Below are 22297 nucleotides of genomic sequence, written 5' to 3'. Positions count from 1 at the left end.
CGCGCCCGTGCCAAGGCAGGTTCGCCCGGATGCGCGTCAGCGTGCCGCGAGCCATGCGTCGACGCGCCAGAGTCCGCCGCGGATGGCCTCGAACAGCGCCGCGTTGCCGGCGAGCGAGCCCCACAGCTGCCGGTTCGCGCACAGCGCGACGACGGGGTCGGTGGCGCCGACGATCGCCCGTGCAGCGCTTTCGTCCATCACGCCGTCCTGGTACGCATACGGCAGCGCGCCGCGCGCCCAGCGTTCGAGAAAGCGCAGGAACAGCGCGGGCAGCACGGCGGTCGCGATCGGCGATGCGCCGCGTGCGAACGATTCGGCGAGCGTCGGCGCGATGAAGCCGGGGATCTTCGAGAAGCCGTCGGCCGCGACGCGCTGGTTCGTGTCCAGCACGTACGGGTTGCCGAAGCGTTCGAGCACGACGTCGCGGTAGCGCGCGAGATCGAGCGGGCTCGGCGTGAGGCAGGGGATCACGTCCTGCGTCACGTAGTCGTGCGCGAAGCGGCGGATCGCCGCGTCGTGCGTGCCTTCGTGGATATACGTGTGGCCCGCGAGCGTGCCGGCCCACGCGATGCAGCTGTGCGTCGCGTTGAGGATGCGGATCTTCGCTTCCTCGTACGGGTGCACGTCGTCGACGAGTTCGGCGCCGGCCAGCTCCCAGCGCGGCCGGCCGGCCGCAAAGCGGTCTTCGATCACCCACTGGATGAACGATTCGCCCATTACCGGGCACGCGTCGTCGACGCCGGTGGCCGCCAGCACGCGCTCGCGCACGTCGGCGGTCGGGCGCGGCGTGATGCGGTCGACCATCGCGCTGGGTGTCGCAACGTTCGCATCGAACCATGCGAGCAGGTCGGCCTGTCCGCGCCGTTCGAGGAATTCACGCATTCCCGCACGAAAGCGCGCGCCGTTGTTGCGCAGGTTGTCGCAGCTCTGCAGCGTGAGCGGGCCCGCGCCGCGGGTCACGCGTTCGGCGAGCAGCGCCGCGAGCGCGCCGTACAGCGTCGTGCGCGCGCCCTGCAGGTCGGCCGCGAGATCGGCGTTCGCGAGGTCGAGCCGGTTGTGTTCGTCGAGGTAGTAGCCGCCTTCCGTGACGGTGAACGACACGATCCGGCAGTCCGGATCGGCGCCGGCATCGATCAGCGCGGCGAGGTCGATCGACCACGGCAGCACGCGCGTGATCGCGCGGATCGTCTCGTACGCGCGCTCGCCTTGCGGCGTGACGGTTTCGAGCGTGTAGGCGCCGTGCTGCGCGGCGAGCGCGTCCATCGTCGCGTGCATGTCGTCGCGGATGTTGCCGACGGTCAGCGACCAGCGCTCGTCGGCCGGGACGGCCGCGTTCACGCGATGCAGATACCACGCTTGGTGCGCGCGGTGAAACGAGCCCGCGCCGATGTGCAGCAGCACGGGCGTGCGGGCGGAGGGCGATGCGCTCATCCGGGGTCTCCTGTTCGTGCCTGACTGTCCTGTCGAATACGATCATTTGCTCTTTGTGTGAGCGAATGATCGTATTCGGGCGAGCGAAAGTCAAGGCGGGGAAACGGCATTTCAATGGTGCGCTGCGGCGGCGCGTGCGGGCAGGACGGGGAGGGCGCGAACGGGCGGCCGGTGCGAAAGGCGCCGTCAGCGTCCTTCGCGCGTCAACGCGACGAGTTCCTCGAGCAGCTTGCCGGCCGGTCCCGGCAGGATGCCGTGGCGGCGCCGGAACGCGGTGAGCGTGCGCACCGCGACGACCTCGCGCACCGGCAGTGTGTCGATCGTGCCGGCGCGCTGCTCGGCGCCGTACATCGGCTCGGCCATCCAGCTCAGGAAGCCGGCATGCGCGACGAGGCTCTTCAGCGTGGTGACGGAGCGCGTCTCGACCGCAATGTCGGGCAGCGCGAGCCCGTGCGCGTCGAAGGTCGCGCGCATGTGGTCGAACGGCGCAGTGCCGCGCGGCGGAATCGCCCAGCGCGCGTGCAGCGTATCGGCGAGCGTCGGCGCGCGGCCGAGCGCGCGCAGCGGATGGTGCGGCGCCGCAACGATATGGCTGCGATCTTCCCAGCGGCACTCGGGAATCGCGACGATTTCATCTGTGTCGGGCCCGTGCGCGGACAGCGCGAGATCGATCTCGTGCTTGTTCAGCCCTTCCGCGAGCCGGTCCCACACGCCTTCGATGATCTCGACGCGCAGGTTCGGCCAGCGGTCGAGCACGCGGCCCACCGCGACCGGCAGCACGAGGCTCGCGATGCTGCCCACCGTGCCGACCTTGATCGTGCCCTTCGCGAACCCGCGCATCGCGTCGAGCTCCTCACGCGCGTGCTCGGCCTCGTGCTGCAGCAGCGTCGCATGCGGCAGCAACGCGTCGCCGAACGCGGTGAGCTGCACGCCCTTCGAGTGGCGCTCGAACAAGGGCGCACCGACCTGTTCCTCGAGCCGCTTCAGGATCCGGCTCAGCGCCGGCTGCGTCACATGCAGCGCGTCGGCCGCGCGGCCGAGGCTGCCGCACGCGACGATCGTCGTGAAGGCGCGCAATTGTCGGAGATCGAAAGTCATGTCGGAACGGTATGGCTTTTCGCAAAAAATACAGTATCGGTGAATGGCTTGCGCTTCGATACTGTGGAAACCGCCAAGCCACCGAGGAGCGCCAAGCATGTCCGGCTACCAGCCCCCTTCCGCCGCACCGATCACCGTTCGCGATGCGGTGATCGACCTGCTTCGCCAGTTCGGCATCGACCGCGTGTTCGGCAATCCCGGCTCGACCGAGCTGCCGATGTTCCGCGACTTCCCGGACGATTTCCGCTACGTGCTCGGCTTGCATGAAGCCGTCGTGGTCGGCATGGCCGACGGCCACGCGCAGGCCACCGGCAACGCGGCGGTCGTCAACCTGCATTCGGCGGCAGGCGTCGGTAACGCGATGGGCAATCTTTTCACCGCCTTCAAGAACCGCACACCGCTGATCGTCACCGCGGGCCAGCAGGCGCGCGCGATCCTGCCGTTCGACCCGTTCCTCGGCGCGACGCAGGCCGCCGAGCTGCCGAAGCCGTACGTGAAATGGAGCATCGAGCCTGCGCGCGCGCAGGATGTGCCGGCCGCGATCGCGCGTGCATACCGCATCGCGATGCAGGAACCGCGTGGGCCGGTGTTCGTGTCGATCCCGGTCGACGACTGGGATCAGCCGGCCGAACTGCTGCCGCGCCGCGACGTCAGCAGCGTCGTGCGGCCCGACCCGGACGCGCTCGCGCGGCTCGGCGACACGCTCGACGCCGCGCGGCGTCCGGCGTTCGTGGTCGGCGCGGCCGTCGATCGCGCCGGTGCGTGGGACGACGTCGTGCGGCTCGCAGAGCGGCACCGTGCGCGCGTGTACGTCGCGCCGATGTCTGGGCGCTGCAGTTTCCCCGAGGACCATCCGCTGTTCGCCGGCTTCCTGCCCGCGATCCGCGAGAAGATCGTCGCGCGGCTCGACGGGCACGACCTCGTGTTTGCGTTCGGCGCGCCCGCGTTCACCTATCACATCGAGGGCTTCGGCCCGCACGTGCCGCCGGGCGCGACGCTCGTGCAGCTCGTCGACGATCCGGGCATCGCCGCGTGGACGCCGTCGGGCGATGCGGTCGTCGGCAACCTGCGGCTCGCCGCGCGCGACCTGCTCGCGCGCCCGGCGCCGCCCGAGCGGCCGATGCCCGCGCCGCGGCCGCCGCGCGCGCGTGTCGAACCGCCGGCCGCCGGCGAACGTATGTCGGTCGCGTTCGCGCTGCAGACGCTCGCCGACGTGCGCGACGCGCATGACATCGTCGTCGAAGAAGCGCCGAGCGCACGGGCCGTGATGCAGGAACACCTGCCGTTCACGCATAGCGGCACGTTCTACACGATGGACAGCGGCGGGCTCGGCTACGGGATGCCGGCCGCCGTCGGCGTCGCGCTCGCGCACCCGGGCCGGCGCGTGATCGGGCTGATCGGCGACGGGTCGAGCCTGTATTCGATCCAGGCCTTGTGGAGCGCCGCGCAACTGAAGTTGCCGATCACGTTCGTGATCCTGAACAATCGTCGCTACGCGGCGCTGCAGGATTTCGCGCCGGTGTTCGGCTTCGGCCCGGACGATCCCGTGCAAGGCACCGATCTGCCGAACCTGGATTTCGTCGCGCTCGCGCAAGGGATGGGCTGCCGAGGCGTGCGCGTGACCGATGCCGCACACCTGCGCGACACGCTGACCGAGGCGCTGCGCGCTGCAACGCCGGTCGTCGTTGAAGTCGAGATTGCCTGAATGATGTGATGCGCAATGCGCGTCCTTCCGGAGATTCCATGCAAACCGTATCGATGCTGATCGGCGGCGAACGCCGTCACTCATCCAGCGGCGCGACCTTCGTGCGCCGCAACCCGCTCGATGGCGAAGTCGCGTCCGAAGCGCCCGCGGGCACCGTCGACGATGCGCGCGCAGCGGCCGACGCGGCCGCCCGCGCGTTTCCCGACTGGGCCGCGCTCGGCCCCGGCGCGCGCCGCGCGTTGCTGCTGAAGGCGGCCGCCGCGCTCGAAGCGAAGCACGACCAGTTCGTCGCCGCGATGGCGGCCGAGACGGGCGCGTCCGCGCTGTGGGCCGGCTTCAACGTGCATCTTGCCGCGAGCGGGCTCGTCGAGGCTGCGTCGCTGACCACGCAGGTCGGCGGCGAGCTGATTCCGTCCGACGTGCCGGGGTCGCTCGCGATGGGCGTGCGGCAACCGGCCGGCGTCGTGCTCGGCATCGCACCGTGGAATGCGCCGGTGATCCTCGCGACGCGCGCGCTCGCGCTGCCGCTTGCGTGCGGCAACACGGTCGTGCTGAAGGGTTCGGAGCTGTGTCCCGTCACGCACGGGCTGATCGTCGAGGCGCTGCAGGAAGCCGGGCTGCCGCCGGGTGTCGTCAATTTCGTGACGAACGCGCCCGAGGACGCGGGTGCCATCGTCGATGCGTTGATCGCGCATCCGGCCGTGCGCCGCGTGAATTTCACCGGCTCGACGCGCGTCGGCTGGATCGTCGCCGAAGCGTGCGCGCGCCATCTGAAACCATCGGTGCTGGAACTCGGCGGCAAGGCGCCGTTCGTCGTGCTCGACGATGCCGATCTCGATGCCGCGGTCGCGGCAGCCGCGTTCGGCGCGTTCGCGAATTCCGGGCAGATCTGCATGTCGACCGAGCGCATCGTCGTCGACGCGTCGATCGCCGATGCGTTCGTCGCGAAGCTCGCCGACAAGGCCGCGTCGCTGCCGCTCGGCGATCCGCGCAACGGGCCCGTCGTACTCGGTTCGCTGATCGACATGAAGGCCGTCGAGCGCTGCAATGCGCTGATCGACGATGCGCTCGCGCATGGCGCGACGCTCGTGTGCGGCGGCAAGGCCGACAGCACGCTGTTCCCGGCCACGCTGCTCGACCACGTGACGCCCGCGATGCGCATCTATGCCGAGGAGTCGTTCGGCCCGGTGAAGGGCATCGTGCGTGTCGACGGCGAGGAGGCCGCGATCCGCTGCGCGAACGACAACGCGTTCGGGCTGTCGTCGGCCGTGTTCAGCCGCGACGTCGCGCGAGCGATGCGCGTCGCGGCGCGCATCGAATCGGGCATCTGCCACGTGAACGGTCCGACCGTGCACGACGAGGCGCAGATGCCGTTCGGCGGCGTGAAGGACAGCGGCTTCGGCCACTTCGGCGGCAAGGCCGGCATCGCGGCGTTCACGGACCTGCGCTGGATCACGGTGCAGACGGCACCGCGCCACTATCCGTTCTGACGAGGCCGCCGACGATGAGGATTGCCATTCTGGGCGCGGGCGCAATGGGCTCGCTGTTCGGCGGGCGGCTGGCCGAAAGCGGCGAGGCCGTCACGCTGATCGACGTGAACGATGCGCATCTCGATGCGATTCGCCGCGACGGCCTATGCATCGATGATGATCGGGGCGAACGACGCATCCGTACGCTGCAGGTCGTGCGGCCGGAAACCGCGCAAGCGGATGCGGCCGCAGCGTCCGATACACCGTTCGACCTGCTGATCGTTTTCACGAAGTCGCTGCATACGCGTACCGCACTCGACGGCGTGCGTGCATTGCTCAAGCGAGACGCGCATGTGCTGACGCTGCAGAACGGGCTCGGCAACGTCGAGACGCTGAATGCGTTCGTGCCGCTCGAACGCATCCTGGTCGGCGTGACGACGTGGCCGGCCGACGCGGCGGGGCCGGCACACGTGCGCTCGCACGGCGCGGGCACGATCCGCATGATGACGGCCGACGGCGCGGCGCGCCCGTTCGCGGCGACGGTGGCCGATACGCTGTCGCGCGCGGGGCTCGCTTGCACGCTCGACGCCGACGTGTGGGCCGCGATCTGGGAGAAGGTCGCGTTCAACGCGGCGCTCAACACGCTGTGCGCGGCGACGGGCTGCACGGTCGACCAGCTCGGCAATCATCACGACGGGCCGCGGCTCGCGCTCGCGATCGCGGCCGAGGTGGCCGCCGTCGCCCGCGCGAAGGGCATCGCGGTCGACGGCGAACGTATCGCGCGCAACGTCGAGCATGCGATCCACGAGCATCGCGGCCATCGTCCGTCGATGCTGCAGGACGTACTTGCGGGCCGTCGCACGGAAATCGACGCGATCAGCGGCAAGGTCGTCGCGGCCGCGCGCGAAGCGGGCGTGGCGGTGCCGCATGCGGAAACGCTGCTCGCGCTGGTCCGGCTGATCGACGCACGGATGAACTGAGCATCAGGCCGGCGGCGCGGCTTGCGCCGCACGACGAGACGAGCACGCCGCGCGCAGGCGACGACGCCGGATCGGGACGGGTTGGACGAGACACCGGAGCCGGCGCCGATGCGTCGACACCGGCCGACTGCGCAGCACGAGATCCGGGCACGCGCCACCGCGCCAGCCCGGGCAACCGGAGACGCCATGAACGCCATGAACGCCATCGAATGCCGTTGTCTTGCCGCGCGCCGCGCGCGCACGTTGCCGCCTGGGCGCGGTACACGGGAGGTCGCATGAGCACGCGCGACGGATTGCAGCCTCCGTCCGTCGACATCGGCGCGACGCTCGACGACGGGCCGTTCACGACGATGCAGCGCTGCGTGGTGCTGCTCGCCGCGCTCGCGATCGTGCTCGACGGCTTCGACGGCCAGCTGATCGGCTTCGCGATTCCGGTGCTGATCCGCGAATGGGGCATCACGCGTGGCGCGTTCGCGCCGGCGGTGGCGGCCGGGCTGATCGGGATGGGCATCGGCAGCGCGTGCGCGGGGATCGTCGCGGACCGCTTCGGCCGCCGCCAGGCCGTGATCGGCAGCGTGTTCCTGTTCGGCATTGCGACCTGCGCGATCGGCTTCGCACCGGACGTCACGGCGATCGCGGCGCTGCGCTTCGTCGCAGGCCTCGGGATCGGCGGCGCGTTGCCGACGGCCACGACGATGACGGCCGAATACACGCCCGCGCGGCGTCGCACGATGATGGTGACCGCGACGATCGTCTGCGTGCCGCTCGGCGGGATGCTGGCCGGCCTGTTCGCGCACGAGGTGCTGCCGCGCTACGGCTGGCGCGGGCTGTTCTTCGCGGGCGGCGCATTGCCGCTCGTGCTCGGCTTCGTGCTCGTGCGTGCGCTGCCCGAATCGCCGCGCTATCTTGCGCGGCGCCCCGCGCGCTGGCCGGAACTCGGCGCGCTGCTCGCGCGGATGGAGCGGCCCGTCGCGCCGGGCACTGCCTTCACCGACATGCGGGACGCGCGCGCGGCGGGCGGCCGTGGCGGCTTCGGCGCGTTGTTCGAGAGCGGTCAGGCGCGCGACACGATCGCGCTGTGGTGCGCGTTCTTCATGTGCCTGCTCGCCGTGTATGCGGCGTTCAGCTGGCTGCCGACGATGCTGGCGGCGAGCGGGCTGAGCGTGTCGGTCGCGGGGACGGGGCTCACCGCATACAACCTCGGTGGCGTGATCGGTGCGCTGTTGTGCGCGTGGACGATCGCGCATGCCGGGTCGCGCTGGCCGCTCGTGTTGTGCAGCATCGGCGGCGCGGCGAGTGCGGTATGGCTGATGGGTGTCGATGCGAGCCGCCACACGGGCTGGCTGATCGTCGGGCTCGGCCTGCACGGGCTGTTCGTCAACGCGGTGCAGTCGACGATGTATGCGCTCTGCGCGTACATCTACCCGACGGCCGTGCGCGCGACGGGCACGGCAAGCGCGCTCGCGTTCGGCCGGCTCGGCGCGATCCTCAGCGCGTTCGCGGGCGCGATCGTGATCACCACGGGCGGTGCCACGGCTTATCTGACGATGCTGGCGATTGCGATGGGGGTGGTCTGCGTCGCGCTGCTCGTCGTGCGACGGCACATTCCGCGACTGTCGCGCGCGGCGGTGCAGCCGCGCGAAGGGGAGGAACTGGCCCGCACGTCGTCGTGACGGCGGGCAGGCCAGGGGGCGCGTCGCGCGTTACAGCGTGGTGCGCACGTGCCAGAGCTCGGGGAACAGCACGACGTCGAGCATCTTGCGCAGGTACGGCGCGCCGCTGGTGCCGCCCGTGCCCTGCTTGAAGCCGATGATGCGCTCGACGGTCGTCACGTGACGGAAGCGCCACTGGCGGAACGCATCCTCGAGATCGACGAGTTCCTCGGCCATTTCGTAGAGCTCCCAGTGCTGCTGCGGGTGACGGTACACCTCGAGCCACGCGGCTTCGACCGTCTCGTCATGCCGGGTCGGCTGCGTCCAGTCGCGCTCGAGCCGCTCCGCTGCGATCGGGAAGCCGCGCCGCGCGAGCAGGCGCACGACTTCGTCGTAGAACGACGGCGCTTCGAGCGTCGCACGCACCTGTTCGAGGATGTCGGGCCGGTGCGCGTGCGGCTGCAGCATCTGCACGTTCTTGTTGCCGAGCAGGAATTCGAGTTGCCGGTACTGGTACGACTGGAAGCCCGACGACTGCCCGAGATACGGGCGCATCGCCGAATATTCGGACGGCGTCATCGTCGACAGCACGCTCCACGCCTGCACGAGCTGCTCGAGAATCCGCGACACGCGCGCGAGCATCTTGAATGCGGGCGGCAACGCGTCGGTGCGCACCGCATCGAGGGCGCCGCGCAGCTCGAACAGCGCGAGCTTCATCCACAGCTCGCTCGTCTGATGCTGGATGATGAACAGCATCTCGTTGTGATCGGGCGACAGCGGATGCTGCGCGTCGAGGATCGAATTCAGCGACAGGTAGTCGCCGTAGCTCATCGACTTCGAGAAATCGAGCTGCGCGTTGTGCCAGCCGGCATCGCCGGGCACGTGCGACGCTTCGTGCGCGGCCGGGGCCGCGGGTGCCGAATGCGCGGCGCGTGCGCCCGAGAACGGGCAGCCCGCCGGCGCGTCTTCGCCGGGTGGCTGCATATGACCAGAATTCACGACTCTCTCCAGATTTGAATGACGGGGCGCGGCGCGCATCATGCGTGCGCCGCGCGAAGCGGGTCAGGTCACCGCGCCGCGTTCGGCGAACTCGGGTGCCTTCCACGCATCGGTGGCGAGGATGTCGCGCAGCGTCTCGACGGCATCCCACACGTCGGCGAAGCGCGTATAGAGCGGCGTGAAGCCGAAGCGCAGCACGTACGGCTCGCGGTAGTCGCCGATCACGCCGCGCGCGATCAGCGCCTGCATCACTTCGTAGCCGTGCGGATGCTCGAAGCTCGCCTGCGAGCCGCGCTGGTGATGCGCGCGCGGCGTGACGAGCTTCAGCGACAGGCCCGCGCAGCGCGCTTCGACGAGCGCGATGAACGTATCGGTCAGCGCAAGCGACTTGCGGCGGATCGCGTGCATGTCGGTCTGCAGGAACACGTCGAGCCCGCATTCGACCATCGACATCGACACGATCGGCTGCGTGCCGCACAGGAAGCGAGCGATGCCCGGATCGGGCGCGAAACCCGGCTGCATCGCGAACGGTGCGCGGTGGCCCCACCAGCCGGACAGCGGCTGCGAGAAGTGCGCGTGATGGCGCTGCGGCACCCACACGAAGGCGGGCGAACCGGGGCCGCCGTTCAGGTACTTGTACGTGCAGCCGACCGCGCCGTCCGCGCGCGCGCCGTTCAGGTCGACCGGCACCGCGCCGGCCGAGTGCGCGAGATCCCACAGCATCAGGCCACCCGCGTCGTGCACGAGCTGCGTGACGGCCGGCATGTCGTGCATGTAGCCGGTGCGGTAGTTCACGTGCGTGATCATCGCGACGGCCGTGTCCGCGCCGAGCGCGCCGGGCAGGTCGGCCGGGTCGTCGATCAGGCGCAGTTCGTAGTCGCCGCCGAGCTGTTCGATCAGCCCCTGCGCGATATACAGGTCGGTCGGGAAGTTCGAGCGTTCCGACACGATCACGCGGCGCTCGGGCGCGCGCTCGGCCTGGTGGCGCACCATCGCCGACAGCAGCTTGAACAGGTTGATCGAGATCGTATCGGTCACGACCGTTTCGCCGGGTGCGCCGCCGATCAGCGTCGCGAGCTTGTCGCCGAGACGGCGCGGCAGCGCGAACCAGCCGGCCGTGTTCCAGCTGCGGATCAGGCCTTCGCCCCATTCGGCGCCGATCACCTGCTGCGCGCGGGCGGCGGACGCGCGCGGCTGCGCGCCGAGCGAGTTGCCGTCGAGGTAAATCACGCCGTCAGGCAGGGAGAACTGGTCGCGCAGCGGGGCGAGCGGATCGTCGCGGTCGAGCGCGAGCGCGTCTTCACGGGTCTTGATCATGATGTGGGGTCGTCAGTCGGGGTAATCAGGAGGCACGCGCGGGCAGCGCGCGCAGCACCGCACGCACGGGGCTTGCGTCGAGCGTCGCGAATTTCAGCGGCAGTGCGATCAGTTCGTAGTCGCCGGGCGGCACGTCGTCGAGCACGATGCCTTCGAGGATCGCCATTCGATGCGCACGCACGCGGTGATGCGCATCCATCGTCTTCGATTCCTGCGGGTCGAGCGACGGCGTATCGATGCCGATCAGCTTCACGCCATGCGCGGCGAGCAGGTCGACGGTCTCGGGCGCGACCGCGCAGAAGTGGCTGTCCCACTGTTCGACGCTGGCGCGCGCATAGGTGCGCAGCAGCACGCGCGGCGGTACGCCGTCGAGCGCGGCCGCGACATCGACCGGCTGCACGACCGGCGATGCGCCGATGCAATGGATCACGCGGCACGGGCCGAGGTAGGTGTCGAGCGGCACGGCGCCGATCGGCGCGCCGTCGGCGTCGTAGTGCAGCGGCGCGTCGCAGTGCGCGCCCGTGTGCGGCGACAGCGTCAGGCGCGCGACGTTGACCGGCGAGCCGGCCTCCATCCGCCACACGCGTTCGACGGAAACCGGCGTATCGCCCGGCCACACGGGGGTGGCGGGGCTGACAGGCGGCGAGATGTCCCAGAGGGTGTCCATGGCATGACGATTCGGTGAGTCGATCCTTCGAATGATAGGTGGACGCTCGCAGAAAGTGCTTGCGAAATAAACATGGACAATCCGCCGGATTGGCAGATAATTCGACTCAGAGGGAAAACGGGGACCAAAAATGCACGCGATCACGCTCGATGCCACCGACTGCCGGATTCTGGCGGTCCTGCAGGAAGAGGGCAGAATCAGCAATCTCGATCTGGCGGAACGAATTTCGCTTTCGCCGTCCGCCTGTCTGCGCCGCATGCGCCTGCTCGAGGAGCAGGGCGTGATCGAGCACTATCGCGCGTGCCTGAGCCGCGAGAAGCTCGGCTTCGAGCTCGAGGCGTTCGTTCAGGTGTCGATGCGCAACGAAGAAAATCAATGGCACGAGCGCTTCGCGGAAGCGCTGCGCGAATGGCCGGAGGTCGTCGGCGCGTTCGTCGTGACGGGCGAGAGCCACTATCTGCTGCGCGTGCTCGCGCACAACCTCAAGCACTATTCCGATTTCGTGCTGAACCGGCTCTACAAGGCGCCGGGCGTGATGGACATCCGTTCCAACATCGTGCTGCAGACGCTGAAGGATGAAGCCGGCGCGCCGGTCGGGCTGGCGCGCACGGGAGCGATCAAAGCGGTGTAAGGCCGTGGAAGCCGCCGCCGTGGAACACGAGCGGCGGTGCCGTGTCCGATACCGCGCGCACGCCGCAGCGCTCCACTTCGCCGACGAAGATCACGTGGTCGCCTTCATCGTAGCGGCTGCGGTTGTGGCATTCGAACCACGCGAGCGCGCCGTCGAGCACGGGCATCCCCGAGTTGCCGGCCGCATGCGCGATGCCTTCGAAGCGGTCGCCCTTGTAGGTCGAGAAGCGCTTGCACAGGTCGAGCTGCGACGCCGCGAGCACGTTCACCACGTAATGGCTGTTGCCGCGGAACACGGGCGTCGACGCCGATTTGTGCGCGAGGCTCCACAGCACGAGCGGCGGATCGAGCGACACCGAGTTGAACGAACTGGCGGTGATGCCGATCAGCTGGCCGGACGGCGCGCGCGTCGTGATCACCGTCACGCCCGTGGCGAACTGGCCGAGGGCTTGCCGGAACGCGGCCGCGTCGAAATCCGGAGGATTGGCGTGGCTCATCGCGCGGCCATCCGGAACGAGACGGGCGGGCGCGGCGCGACGCGGGCGGGGCGGGCACGGCGGACGAAAGGCGACAAGGCGGTCGAGGGGGAAGGGGTGCGCATGGCCCGATTTTAGCGGAATCGGGGCCGTCGGGCCCGGCCAGGCGGTGCATTGCGGGGGCAGGGTGACGTAGCGAACACTGCGACGCGCTGCCGGATGCGCAATTGCACGCGTCGGGCATCGCCGTTCTGTCGCGTTTCTCTGCGGTAGTGCCGCTCTGCCACATCCGCCGCTGATCCCCGCGCTATCGCGCCGCCGCCAGTCCGAGCGACAACGCGCCCGTCACGATCAGGCTCGACGCCCACACCGCGTCGAGATTGAACCAGCTCCGCGACACGAACTTCAGCCCGAGATAGCGGTACACGAGCCATGCAAGCCCGCCGCCGGCGCCGATCATTGCGATCGCGTGCACGGCCGCGACGACGAGCGCCATCCCGAGATGTGCATCGACGAGCGTGGCCGCCGCCCGGTGGCCGGCGTCCTGGTCGAGCCCGCACAGCCCGAGATAGATCGGCACCAGCATCAGCCCCGCGCCATGCGCGATCGCGACCGCGAACGACCACAGGCCGAGCCGCGCGGGCGGAATCCGCGCGAGCGCCCGCGGATGCCGGCGCCGGATCAGCAGCACGGCGCCGAAGCCGATCACGAGCGCGCTCGCGCCGATCCGGATCGCCGTTTGCCACGCGAGCAGCGCGGCGAGCAGCCCGAACGGCAGCATCACCGCGAAGACCGCGAGCGCATGCCCGAGCGCGAGATAGCCGAGCGCCGCGACGAGCGCGCCGCCGCGGCGCGTCATCAGCGCGTTCGACACCGCGAGCGGCCAGCCCATCGCGGGATTGAGCCCGTGATACACGCCGCTCGCGAGCACGGCCGCCCACAGCGCGAACTGGGCGTGAACGCTGGCGTTCAACGCTTGACCGACGGATAGCAGAACGAGTCGGTCGAGCAGTCGCCGCCTTCGAGCCGGATCTGGTGCGCGCGATAGCCGTCGGGGAACTCGACCCAGTAATCGTCGGCGAGCTTCAGTCCGCCTTCCGGCCCCACATGCGCGAGCACCTGCGCGCCCGGCACGCCGTCCGGATAGAACTGGTCGTCCCACGTCGAATACAGCGAGTTGGTCCAGTACACGCGCTTCCCGTCGCGGCTGATCTCGACCATCTGCGGGCCGCCCGCGAACGTGCGGCCGTTCGAGTGCGGTGCGCGGCGCACGATGCCGCCGATCCGGACCGACCCCGCGAGCACCGGGTGGTGCGGGTCCGACACGTCGTACTGGCGCATCTCGCCGGTGCCCCAGCACGACACGTAGAGGAAGCGGTCGTCGAGCGACAGGTCGATGTCGGTCACGAGCGGCGGCACCGCGCCGAATCCCTTGAGCAGCGGCGGCAGTTCGTCGGCCGCGGCCGGCTCGGCCGGGATCGTCGCGGTCTTCTTCACATGGAACTTGCCGCCTTCGCGCCACCAGGTCCAGATCGAGCCTTCGAGATTCGTCGTGTCGACCACGACGCCGACGAACCCGTATTCGCGCGCCGGGTCGTGCGCGGGCCGCACCTCGAGCGCCATCTGGTGCTGCGCGCCGAGATCGATCGTCTGCACGTTGCGGCGCGCGCGCAGGTCCCAGAAATGCAGCCGGTGCCCGTATTTGTTCGCGAGCAGGTCCTCGGGCACGATCCCGTTCTCGAATTGCGGCGGCAGCGCCCATTCGCTCGACACCATGTAGTCGCGCGGCAGGTTCCACCAGAAGTCGTAATGCTTGTCCTGCGGGCCGCGATCGATTTCCCAACGGCCGAGCACGTCGAAGGTTTCGCAATCCATGATGAAGATGCCGGGCGCGCCGTCGGTGCCGTCCTCGCCCGCGCCGCCGAGCGTGCTCACGTAGATGCCTTCGGGCCCGCAGTGAACGGTATGCGGCCGCGAATAGCCGGTCTTCGAGAAGATTTCGTCGGGCTCGATGATCTTGTGGATGCGCGCCTGCGTCGGATGCGGCTTCGTGTCGATCACGTAGATGCGCGACGAGCGCAGGCCCGGGATGATGAGGAAGCGGCGCTCGAGGAACGCATGGCCGGTCAGCGGCGACAGCGACGACGAGCACGCATTCCAGCCGAAGTGGTGAAACTCGTCGCCGGTGGTCGGCATCGTCACCGTGTGCACGATTTTTCCGTAGGTCGACGAGCCGGGCTTCACGTCGATCACGGCAAGCGCGTCGGGTCTGGAAAAATCGGGGCTCAGCAACAACGTATAGGCAAATTCTTCCGGCGGCGCCTGCATCGCAAGTTCCGGCGAAGCATGAAACGTCGGGTCAGGCCGCATGCTCATGGTGATGCCCTCTCGATGGTGTCGGATCGTGGTCGCACGGCCGTTCGTTGCGGGCGTACGGGTCGGGGTTGCCGCGCGGCGTACGACACGCCGGCGGGAGCGATCGGCAGGCGGATGCACGCGTCGGCGCGCGTGCAGCGCCGTGCATCAGATCGTGAAAGCGGATAAAGGCGGTGTGCCGGATCGCCGCACGCGGGGCGGGACGGATGCGCGGCAAGCGGGTGGTGCAGGGAAAGCGGCAGCCCACGACGCGGCGACGGCCGGGCGAGTGACGCGGGCGATGTCTGTTAAGGCATGCATAGCGATGTTCCGGCAGATGATGTTTGCATCAGGGTCGGGCATGCATCGGGTGCTTGGCGCGAGACGGCGGGTTTGCCGCCGCGCTCGCGCGTGCCTAAGTGTAGACGAGAAAACGGACGGCCGGTCGCGCGCGGCACCTGTGCACTCTGTCAGGTTCGCGCGCGAGTGAGATACTTGCCGAAGTGCCGTTGCGACCCGCACGCGGGTGGGCAGCGGCGAGACGGAACGGTGGCGCCGGCGCATGCGTGCCGGTTGCCGACATCAACGAGGGACTGATTTCATGGTGAACGAGATGCTTGAAACCGCGACATTGGGAGGCGGGTGTTTCTGGTGCACGGAGGCGGTGTTTCTCGATGTCGACGGCGTGACGGCCGTCCAGTCGGGCTACGCGGGCGGCCATACGCGCAACCCCGGCTATCGCGACATTTGCGAAGGCGATACGGGCCACGCGGAAGTCGTCAACGTGACGTTCGATCCGGCGCGCATCGGCTATCGCGAGATCCTCGAGATCTTCTTCGCGACGCACGATCCGACCCAGTTGAACCGGCAGGGCAACGACGTCGGCACGCAGTACCGGTCGGTCGTGTTCACCCATTCGGACGCGCAGCGCGACACGGCGCTCGACGTGATCCGCGAACTGGAGCGCGAGCAGGTGTTCGGGCAGCCGATCGTCACGCAGGTGGTGCCGCTCGACGGCAACTACTGGCCGGCCGAGGATTATCACCAGAACTATTACGCGCGGAATCCGGGGCAGGGCTACTGCTCGGTCGTGATCGGGCCGAAGCTCGCGAAATTCCGGCAGAAGTTCTCGCACCGGCTGAAGTCGCTGCGCGGCGCGTAAATGTGACCGCGACCGGCGCAAGCCGGTATCCAGTCGGGATCAAGCCGCCTCGTTGCGCCACTGCGCGCACGCGGCGGCGATCTCGCGCGCAAGCGCGATGCACGACAGCGGCGCGGAGCCTTCCGCCTTGTTGTTGATCGTGATGATCACCGGCTGCCCGGCCAGCGCATAGCGCGCGGCCAGTTCGGCGAGCGCTGAACGCGTGGCCGGATCCTCGTCGACGAGCTTGTCGAACGGCTCGTACTTCGCTTTCGCCTGTTCGTACTTGAAGCCTCCGTGCAGGCTCCAGCGCACGATCAGCGGGCCCGGCGCGTCGCCGTCGAGCAGCGCGAGCGCGGCGGCCTGGCGCAGCGGGTCGGGCATCCGCGCGTGCAGGCCGACGCAGTAGCGCACGCCGAGTGCGGCGAGCGCGCGGATGAAGCGCGGCGTGAGCAGGCTCGCGTCGCGAATCTCGATCGCATAGCGGGTGCCGTCGGCTTCCGGCGGCAGCGGCGGCAACGCCGCGAAGAACGCGGCGAGCCGGTCGATCAGTTCGGCCGGCTGGGCGAGCAACTGATCGGGCAGCGGCGAGAACTGGAACACGAGTACGCCGGCCTTCCGGCCGAGCCCGTCGAGGCACGGCTGCACGAATTCCCGGGTGGCGAGATCCGCGTCGAGGAAGGTCGGGTTCGGCCCCGACGGCTCGCCGCGCCGGCCGCGGATCACCGCATCGGTCACGGAGGCGGGCGCCTTCACCACGAAGCGGAAATCGTCGGGCACCTGCTGTGCGTAGCGCAGGTAGTCGGCCACCGAAAGCGGGCCGTAGAACGACCGGTCGAGGCTCACGCTTTTCAGCAACGGATGTGCGCCATACGCTTCGAGCCCTTCGCGCGACAGCTTGGTCTGTGCGAAGTCGCCGTCGTAGACGATGCCGTCCCAGCCGGGGAAGGTCCACGACGACGTGCCGAGCCGGACGTTCGGCGGCAGGCCGGCCGCTGCGTCGGCCACATCCGGCGCGATCGGCGCGGGCAGCACGCCGCGCCGGCGCCGGCCTTTCTTCGGCGGCGCGGCGGGCGGGGACGGTTCATCCCACAGCAGGCCGGAAGCGTCGGGCGGCGTTTCGTCTGAAGAACGGGAGTGGGTGCGGGTACGCGGTGCCGGTTGCGCGTCGTCAGATGCGTCCGGTGTCACGTGTTCGTCGGTGTCGGCAGGCGGGCCGTCGTTCCCGGGCGACGCGCGTGCAGCGTCGGCCGGCACGCCGAACAGGTCGAATTGCCCGTCGGCGTGCGGCGCGTTGGCGTCGTCGTGCTGTTGTCGTTCCGGCGGCGCCTTGCGCCGCGTCCTGCCGTCACCCATGCATGCCCAGCGTGAAGCGCCGCCTAGCGCGGCAGCGCGTGTTCGTACATATAGCGCCGCGACCACGGCAGCGTTTTTGCGCTCTGCCCGGCCTTGCGGCACACGATCTGGAAGATCGACACGTCGTCGTGCTCGAACGCATACGCGCAGCCGGCGAGATACACGCGCCAGATGCGGAATTTTTCGTCGTCGACGAGTTGTCGCGCAGCGTCCGCCTTCGCCTCGAAGTTTTCCGTCCAGATGTCGAGCGTGCGCGCATAGTGCCGTCGCAGGCTTTCGACGTCAATCGCTTCGAGCCCGCCGCGCTGCGCGGCTTCCAGCGCGAGGCTGATGTGCGGCAGTTCGCCGTCCGGGAACACGTAGCGGTCGATGAACTCGCCGCCGCCGAGCGCCGTCTCGCCGCTTTCCGCGTCGGTCGACGTGATCCCGTGGTTCATCGCGATGCCGTCGTCGGCGAGCAGGTCATGGACCCGCGAGAAATAGAGCGGCAGGTTCTTGCGCCCGACGTGCTCGAACATCCCGACGCTCGTGATGCGGTCGAACTGCCCGTCGATCTCGCGATAGTCCTGCAGCCGGATCTCGATTTTGTCCTCCAGACCGGCAGCCTTCACGCGCGCGGTCGCGAGGTCGAACTGGTTCTGCGACAGCGTGACGCCGAGGCACTGCGCGCCGAATTTCTGCGCGGCGCGCAGCACGAGCGCCCCCCAGCCGCAGCCAATGTCGAGCAGGCGCTGGCCGGGCTGGAGCCGGATCTTCGTCAGGATGTGGTCGATTTTCTTGATCTGCGCGGTGGCGAGATCCTCGTCACCGTTCTCGAAGTACGCACACGAGTACACCATGTTCTCGTCGAGCCACAGCTGGTAGAACTCGTTCGAGACGTCGTAGTGATACTGGATCGCCTTCTTGTCGGTGCTCTTCGAGTGATTGAAGTAGCGCTTCACGCGCGCCAGCTTGCTCGCGCTCGTCACGGTGCTGCGCGCGAGCGAGTAGCCGATGTTGATGATGTCCGACAGCTTGCCTTCGATGTCGATCTTGCCCTTCACGTACGCCTCGCCGAGATTGTCGAGGCTCGGTTCGAGCAGGAGCGGCAACGCCGACGCGCTGTTCACTTTCAGCGTGACCTGCGGCGCGCTGAAAGTGCCGAAATCGAGTTGATCGCCGTTCCACAGCACGAGGCGCGCCGGTATGTTCGCTTTCGCCCGTACTTCGTCCGCCCACTGTGCCAGCTTCTTTTCCCAGAACATTTGGATTCTCCGTTTGTTCGTTGAATCGAATACAGCCAAGTATCTTGACCGGCGCCCGCCGCTTGCGAGGCGGGCGCCCGAATGCAACACGAGACACGACCGGCGGGTGCCGGCGCCGCGCTTAAGGCGACAGGCGCGAAATCGACCAGCTCGGCGACGTGTCGGCGTCGCGCGTATAGAGCAGGCGGTCGTGCAGCCGCGACGGGCGGCCCTGCCAGAACTCGATCGAGTCGGGCACGAGGCGGTAGCCGCCCCAGTGCGGCGGGCGCGGCGGGTTGTCGCCGTAGCGTTCGCTGACGGCCTGTTCCTGCGCTTCGAGCGTTGCGCGGCTGTCGATCACCGCGCTCTGCTCCGATGCCCATGCGCCGATGCGCGAGCCGAGCGGGCGCGACGCGAAATAGCGGTCGCTTTCTTCTGCGCTGGTTTTCTCGATCCGGCCTTCGATGCGCACCTGGCGCTCGAGCTCGATCCAGTAGAACAGCAGCGCGGCCTGCGGATGCGCGGCGAGATCGCGCCCCTTGCGGCTTTCGTAATTGGTGAAGAAGACGAACCCGCGTTCGTCGACGCCCTTGATGAGCACGATGCGTGCCGACGGCCGGCCATCGTCGCCGACGGTCGCGAGCGTCATCGTGTTCGGCTCGGGCAGCTTGGCGGCGAGCGCCTCCTTGAACCAGCGATCGAACTGGGCGAAGGGGTCGTGGGCGACATCGGCTTCGTCGAGCGAAGCCCGTGAGTAATTGATGCGGAGATCGGCGAGAGTCGTCATGTTATGCAAACGCTTCAATCTGGAACCATTGTAGCCAACGCGCGAGAAACGTGCGTGCACAGTGGCGCGTGCGAGCGGGGAGTTCAGGCAAAATAGAGGGCTGCACGACTTACGTTTTCCTTGCTGCCATGTCCGTCGCCGACGCTGCCCCGCCCAGTTCTTCTGATCTTACCCCGACCCCGGAAATCCAGCTTGACGTGGATCGAGCGCGGCGTTTCGGCGGCGTCGCGCGCCTGTACGGCGCGCCGGCCGCTGCCGCGTTCGAGCGCGCGCACGTCGCGGTGATCGGGATCGGCGGCGTCGGGTCGTGGGTGGCCGAGGCGCTCGCGCGCAACGCAGTCGGCACGCTGACGCTGATCGATCTCGACAACGTCGCCGAAAGCAATACGAACCGGCAGATCCATGCGCTCGACGGCAATTTCGGCAAGCCGAAGGTCGACGCGATGGCCGAGCGGATCGCGCTGATCGATCCCGCGTGCCGCGTGAACCGGATCGAGGATTTCGTCGAGCCCGACAACTTCGATGCGCTGCTCGGCGGCGGTTTCGACTATGTGATCGACGCGATCGACAGCGTGCGCACGAAGGTTGCGCTGATCGCGTGGTGCGTCGCGAAACGCCAGCCGCTCGTCGTGGTCGGCGGCGCGGGCGGGCAACTCGACCCGACGCGCATCCGGATCGACGATCTCGCGCTGACGATCCAGGATCCGCTGCTGTCGAAGGTGCGCGCGCAGTTGCGCAAGCAGCACGGCTTTCCGCGCGGGCCGAAAGCGCGGTTCAAGGTCAGCGCCGTGTATTCGGACGAGCCGCTGATCTATCCGGAAGCGGCCGCGTGCGACCTCGAGGACGGCGCCGAGCCGTCCGCGGCCGCGCACGTCGCGGGGCTCAACTGTGCGGGATTCGGTTCGAGCGTGTGCGTGACCGCGAGTTTCGGCTTCGCGGCCGCCGCGCATGCGCTGCGCGCGATCGCGGCGCAAGCCGCCGGCTGAGCCGCCGTGAATCGCGGTCGTTAAGGAATGCTGCGGCGCGTGACACGCGCCGTCGTATGGCATGCGGGGCGATCCCGCAGCCGGGCCGTTGCGGCCCGGCGGTCACACATCAAGTTCAGTTGAGCGCCATGCTCAGCTTGCGTCGCCACCCGGCGACGAGGTCGGGGCGATCGCCGGCCAGCTCGAATACCGAGATCAGCGTGCGGCGGCCGAGATCGTCGCCGTACGCGCGATCGCGCGTGACGATTTCCAGCAACTGCTCCACCGCGCCTTCGTACGCGCGCCGCGCGATCAGGCTCTGCGCGAGATCGAAACGCGCGTCGAGATCGGCCGGGTTCGCCGCGATGCGCGCTTCGAGCGCATCGGTCGGCGGCAGGTCGGCCGTGGCTTCGAGTGCGTCGAAACGGGTTTTGATCGCCTGGTAGCGCGGGTCGCCGTTCTGCAGGGTCTGCGGCGACAGGCGTTCGGTCTCGGCGCGCGCGGCGTCGACCTGGTTGCTCGCGAGCAGCAGTTCGATCAAATCGAGGCGCGCGTCGTCGAAGCCGGGGTTCAGCGCGAGCGCCGCCTCGAGGTGCGTGAGCGCGTCGTCGTAGCGCTCCTCGGCCATCGCGTACTGCGCGGCACGCCGTTCGGCTTCCTCGGGCGCCGGCAGCAGCCGGTCGAGGAAGGCGCGCAGCTGGCCTTCGGGGAGCACGCCGACGAACTGGTCGACCGGGCGCCCGTCGGCAAACGCGATCACGTGCGGGATGCTGCGCGTCTGGAAGTGCGCGGCGAGTTCCTGGTTCTCGTCGACGTTGACCTTCACGAGCTTCCAGCGGCCTTCGTAGTCGCCTTCGAGCTTTTCCAGCAGCGGGCCGAGCGTCTTGCAGGGGCCGCACCACGGCGCCCAGAAGTCGACCAGCACGGGTGCGTCCAGCGACGCCTCGATGACGTCTTTCTCGAATGTGGCAAGCGTGGTGTCCATGTCGTTCTCTTCGGTTCGAATGTCGTCAGGATGGGGGCGGTGCGCCCCTTTTTCAACGCGGCTTCGACTCGGGCAGCGGAATCCACTCGGTCTCGCCCGGCACCTTGCCCATTTCCTGGCGCGTCCAGGCTTCTTTCGCGCGTTCGATCGCTTCGCGGCTGCTGGCGACGAAATTCCATTCGATGAAGCGCTCGCCGTCGATCTTGTCGCCGCCGAGCAGCATCGCACGCGCGCCGCTGCCGCTCGTCAGCGTGACCGCGGCGTCGGGCGCGAGCACGGCCATCTGCTCGGCCGGCACCGGCGTGCCGTCGATCGCGAGCTCGCCGTCGACCACATAGACCGCGCGCTCCTCGTGCGACGCGTCGAGTTCGATGCGGCCGCCGGCCGCGAATTCGGCCGCGACGTACAGCGTGCGCGAGAACGTCGTGACCGGCGAGCGCAGCCCGAACGCGTCGCCGGCGATCACCGTCAGCGACACGCCGCCCTCGTTGCGCTTCGGCAGCGTGTCGGCCGCATGGTGCTCGAACGACGGCTCGGTCGTCTCGTGCGCGCGCGGCAGCGCGACCCAGGTCTGGATCCCGTGCACGGTGTGGCCGTTTTCGCGCTGCGCGTCGGGCGTGCGTTCGGAGTGGACGATCCCGCGGCCGGCCGTCATCCAGTTCACGTCGCCCGGCACGATTTCCTGCAGCGAACCGAGGTTGTCGCGGTGCAGGATCGCGCCGTCGAACAGGTAGGTGACGGTGGCGAGGCCGATATGCGGGTGCGGGCGCACGTCGAGCCCCGTGCCGGGCGGCAGCGTGGCGGGGCCCATGTGATCGAAGAAGATGAACGGGCCGACGAGGCGTGCGGCGAGGGCGGGCAGCGTGCGGCGCACCTGCAGGTTGCCGATGTCGCGCACGTGCGGCTTCAGCAGGGCTTTGATCGGAGCGGTCATGGCGGATCCTGTGGGGCGGCGGGGGATGCCGGTCATTGTACTGGCCGTCCGCCGCCGATTCCATGCGTGCGGCGCGGGTATCGGGCCGGGCGCTGAAACCCGGTAGACTGACCGGCTTCTCGGGAAA

20 protein-coding genes are annotated in these 22297 nt (G+C 68.9%); 7 read left to right on the top strand and 13 right to left on the bottom strand.

Going from position 1 to position 22297, the window contains the following annotated elements:
* Nucleotides 1-36 precede the first annotated feature (36 nt).
* Both dalD and BCEP18194_RS19760 read right to left on the bottom strand, forming a co-directional pair.
* A complete protein-coding gene (dalD, locus tag BCEP18194_RS19765) occupies nt 37-1431 on the bottom strand; it encodes a D-arabinitol 4-dehydrogenase (RefSeq protein ID WP_011353026.1) in 1395 nt (464 codons plus the stop codon).
* Between the two features lie 186 nt (nt 1432-1617).
* Nucleotides 1618-2529, bottom strand: a complete 912-nt coding sequence (locus tag BCEP18194_RS19760) for a LysR family transcriptional regulator (protein WP_011353025.1) — start codon at nt 2527-2529, stop codon at nt 1618-1620.
* 97 nt (nt 2530-2626) lie between these two features.
* Here BCEP18194_RS19760 and mdlC point away from each other — a divergent pair, with 97 nt between their 5' ends.
* The 4 genes from mdlC (at nt 2627) to BCEP18194_RS19740 (ending at nt 8356) form a co-directional block, all read left to right on the top strand.
* Complete coding sequence (mdlC, locus tag BCEP18194_RS19755; protein WP_011353024.1) at nt 2627-4234, top strand: benzoylformate decarboxylase; 1608 nt, start codon at nt 2627-2629, stop codon at nt 4232-4234.
* Nucleotides 4235-4272: 38 nt separating this feature from the next.
* Complete coding sequence (locus tag BCEP18194_RS19750; RefSeq protein WP_011353023.1) at nt 4273-5724, top strand: aldehyde dehydrogenase; 1452 nt, start codon at nt 4273-4275, stop codon at nt 5722-5724.
* 14 nt (nt 5725-5738) lie between these two features.
* The gene (locus BCEP18194_RS19745; RefSeq protein ID WP_011353022.1) at nt 5739-6683 is read left to right on the top strand and encodes a ketopantoate reductase family protein; all 945 of its coding nucleotides are present in this window, start codon (nt 5739-5741) and stop codon (nt 6681-6683) included.
* 275 nt (nt 6684-6958) lie between these two features.
* Nucleotides 6959-8356, top strand: a complete 1398-nt coding sequence (locus BCEP18194_RS19740) for an MFS transporter (protein ID WP_041492936.1) — start codon at nt 6959-6961, stop codon at nt 8354-8356.
* Between the two features lie 30 nt (nt 8357-8386).
* Here BCEP18194_RS19740 and kynA read toward each other — a convergent pair whose 3' ends face one another.
* The 3 genes from kynA to kynB form a co-directional block, all read right to left on the bottom strand.
* Nucleotides 8387-9319 (bottom strand): tryptophan 2,3-dioxygenase, encoded by a 933-nt coding sequence (kynA, locus tag BCEP18194_RS19735; RefSeq protein WP_011353020.1) that lies wholly within the window; start codon nt 9317-9319, stop codon nt 8387-8389.
* 78 nt (nt 9320-9397) lie between these two features.
* Entirely contained in the window at nt 9398-10651 is a 1254-nt protein-coding gene (gene kynU, locus BCEP18194_RS19730; protein ID WP_011353019.1) for a kynureninase, read from the bottom strand.
* Between the two features lie 25 nt (nt 10652-10676).
* The gene (gene kynB / locus BCEP18194_RS19725; protein WP_011353018.1) at nt 10677-11318 is read right to left on the bottom strand and encodes an arylformamidase; all 642 of its coding nucleotides are present in this window, start codon (nt 11316-11318) and stop codon (nt 10677-10679) included.
* Nucleotides 11319-11448: 130 nt separating this feature from the next.
* Here kynB and BCEP18194_RS19720 point away from each other — a divergent pair, with 130 nt between their 5' ends.
* On the top strand, nt 11449-11949 hold the full coding sequence (locus BCEP18194_RS19720) for an Lrp/AsnC family transcriptional regulator (RefSeq protein ID WP_006477992.1): 501 nt from the start codon (nt 11449-11451) through the stop codon (nt 11947-11949).
* On the opposite strand, the gene BCEP18194_RS19715 is transcribed toward BCEP18194_RS19720, so the two are convergent.
* The 3 genes from BCEP18194_RS19715 to BCEP18194_RS19705 form a co-directional block, all read right to left on the bottom strand.
* Nucleotides 11936-12445 (bottom strand): flavin reductase family protein, encoded by a 510-nt coding sequence (locus BCEP18194_RS19715; RefSeq protein WP_011353017.1) that lies wholly within the window; start codon nt 12443-12445, stop codon nt 11936-11938. The genes BCEP18194_RS19720 and BCEP18194_RS19715 overlap by 14 nt on opposite strands.
* Before the next feature lie 286 nt (nt 12446-12731).
* Complete coding sequence (locus BCEP18194_RS19710) at nt 12732-13397, bottom strand: hypothetical protein (protein WP_011353016.1); 666 nt, start codon at nt 13395-13397, stop codon at nt 12732-12734.
* Complete coding sequence (locus tag BCEP18194_RS19705) at nt 13394-14800, bottom strand: selenium-binding protein SBP56-related protein (protein ID WP_011353015.1); 1407 nt, start codon at nt 14798-14800, stop codon at nt 13394-13396. The genes BCEP18194_RS19710 and BCEP18194_RS19705 overlap by 4 nt, the downstream gene beginning before the upstream one ends.
* 580 nt (nt 14801-15380) lie before the next feature.
* On the opposite strand from BCEP18194_RS19705, the gene msrA reads away from it, so the two are divergent.
* Nucleotides 15381-15941, top strand: coding sequence for a peptide-methionine (S)-S-oxide reductase MsrA (gene msrA / locus BCEP18194_RS19700; RefSeq protein WP_041492935.1), 561 nt, complete (start codon nt 15381-15383; stop codon nt 15939-15941).
* Nucleotides 15942-15980: 39 nt separating this feature from the next.
* On the opposite strand, the gene BCEP18194_RS19695 is transcribed toward msrA, so the two are convergent.
* From BCEP18194_RS19695 to pdxH, 3 genes are all read right to left on the bottom strand, one after another.
* Nucleotides 15981-17276 (bottom strand): DUF72 domain-containing protein, encoded by a 1296-nt coding sequence (locus tag BCEP18194_RS19695; RefSeq protein WP_011353013.1) that lies wholly within the window; start codon nt 17274-17276, stop codon nt 15981-15983.
* Between the two features lie 23 nt (nt 17277-17299).
* Nucleotides 17300-18520, bottom strand: a complete 1221-nt coding sequence (locus BCEP18194_RS19690) for an SAM-dependent methyltransferase (RefSeq protein ID WP_011353012.1) — start codon at nt 18518-18520, stop codon at nt 17300-17302.
* A gap of 121 nt (nt 18521-18641) precedes the next feature.
* The gene (pdxH, locus tag BCEP18194_RS19685; protein WP_011353011.1) at nt 18642-19286 is read right to left on the bottom strand and encodes a pyridoxamine 5'-phosphate oxidase; all 645 of its coding nucleotides are present in this window, start codon (nt 19284-19286) and stop codon (nt 18642-18644) included.
* A 128-nt stretch (nt 19287-19414) separates the two neighbouring features.
* Between pdxH and tcdA the strand changes: the two genes are divergently transcribed.
* Entirely contained in the window at nt 19415-20272 is an 858-nt protein-coding gene (tcdA, locus tag BCEP18194_RS19680; RefSeq protein WP_011353010.1) for a tRNA cyclic N6-threonylcarbamoyladenosine(37) synthase TcdA, read from the top strand.
* Nucleotides 20273-20387: 115 nt separating this feature from the next.
* Here the strand turns inward: tcdA and trxA are convergent, their stop codons facing one another.
* A complete protein-coding gene (gene trxA, locus BCEP18194_RS19675; RefSeq protein WP_011353009.1) occupies nt 20388-21236 on the bottom strand; it encodes a thioredoxin in 849 nt (282 codons plus the stop codon).
* Between the two features lie 52 nt (nt 21237-21288).
* Nucleotides 21289-22170 carry a pirin family protein gene (locus BCEP18194_RS19670; protein WP_011353008.1) on the bottom strand — a complete coding sequence of 294 codons (882 nt, stop codon included), beginning with the start codon at nt 22168-22170 and terminating at the stop codon, nt 21289-21291.
* Nucleotides 22171-22297 lie beyond the last annotated feature (127 nt).

It is taken from the genome of Burkholderia lata (assembly GCF_000012945.1).
Lineage (GTDB): Bacteria > Pseudomonadota > Gammaproteobacteria > Burkholderiales > Burkholderiaceae > Burkholderia > Burkholderia lata.
This window is presented reverse-complemented; position numbering and strand designations above follow the sequence as displayed.

Excerpts from the sequence above, each read along its gene's own strand:
- dalD (WP_011353026.1), bottom strand. The coding sequence starts at position 1,431 with ATGAGCGCATCGCCCTCCGCCCGCACGCCCGTGCTGCTGCACATCGGC.
- BCEP18194_RS19760 (WP_011353025.1), bottom strand. The coding sequence starts at position 2,529 with ATGACTTTCGATCTCCGACAATTGCGCGCCTTCACGACGATCGTCGCG.
- mdlC (WP_011353024.1), top strand. The coding sequence starts at position 2,627 with ATGTCCGGCTACCAGCCCCCTTCCGCCGCACCGATCACCGTTCGCGAT.
- BCEP18194_RS19750 (WP_011353023.1), top strand. The coding sequence starts at position 4,273 with ATGCAAACCGTATCGATGCTGATCGGCGGCGAACGCCGTCACTCATCC.
- BCEP18194_RS19745 (WP_011353022.1), top strand. The coding sequence starts at position 5,739 with ATGAGGATTGCCATTCTGGGCGCGGGCGCAATGGGCTCGCTGTTCGGC.
- BCEP18194_RS19740 (WP_041492936.1), top strand. The coding sequence starts at position 6,959 with ATGAGCACGCGCGACGGATTGCAGCCTCCGTCCGTCGACATCGGCGCG.
- kynA (WP_011353020.1), bottom strand. The coding sequence starts at position 9,319 with ATGCAGCCACCCGGCGAAGACGCGCCGGCGGGCTGCCCGTTCTCGGGC.
- kynU (WP_011353019.1), bottom strand. The coding sequence starts at position 10,651 with ATGATCAAGACCCGTGAAGACGCGCTCGCGCTCGACCGCGACGATCCG.
- kynB (WP_011353018.1), bottom strand. The coding sequence starts at position 11,318 with ATGGACACCCTCTGGGACATCTCGCCGCCTGTCAGCCCCGCCACCCCC.
- BCEP18194_RS19720 (WP_006477992.1), top strand. The coding sequence starts at position 11,449 with ATGCACGCGATCACGCTCGATGCCACCGACTGCCGGATTCTGGCGGTC.
- BCEP18194_RS19715 (WP_011353017.1), bottom strand. The coding sequence starts at position 12,445 with ATGAGCCACGCCAATCCTCCGGATTTCGACGCGGCCGCGTTCCGGCAA.
- BCEP18194_RS19705 (WP_011353015.1), bottom strand. The coding sequence starts at position 14,800 with ATGAGCATGCGGCCTGACCCGACGTTTCATGCTTCGCCGGAACTTGCG.
- msrA (WP_041492935.1), top strand. The coding sequence starts at position 15,381 with ATGGTGAACGAGATGCTTGAAACCGCGACATTGGGAGGCGGGTGTTTC.
- BCEP18194_RS19695 (WP_011353013.1), bottom strand. The coding sequence starts at position 17,276 with ATGGGTGACGGCAGGACGCGGCGCAAGGCGCCGCCGGAACGACAACAG.
- BCEP18194_RS19690 (WP_011353012.1), bottom strand. The coding sequence starts at position 18,520 with ATGTTCTGGGAAAAGAAGCTGGCACAGTGGGCGGACGAAGTACGGGCG.
- pdxH (WP_011353011.1), bottom strand. The coding sequence starts at position 19,286 with ATGACGACTCTCGCCGATCTCCGCATCAATTACTCACGGGCTTCGCTC.
- tcdA (WP_011353010.1), top strand. The coding sequence starts at position 19,415 with ATGTCCGTCGCCGACGCTGCCCCGCCCAGTTCTTCTGATCTTACCCCG.
- trxA (WP_011353009.1), bottom strand. The coding sequence starts at position 21,236 with ATGGACACCACGCTTGCCACATTCGAGAAAGACGTCATCGAGGCGTCG.
- BCEP18194_RS19670 (WP_011353008.1), bottom strand. The coding sequence starts at position 22,170 with ATGACCGCTCCGATCAAAGCCCTGCTGAAGCCGCACGTGCGCGACATC.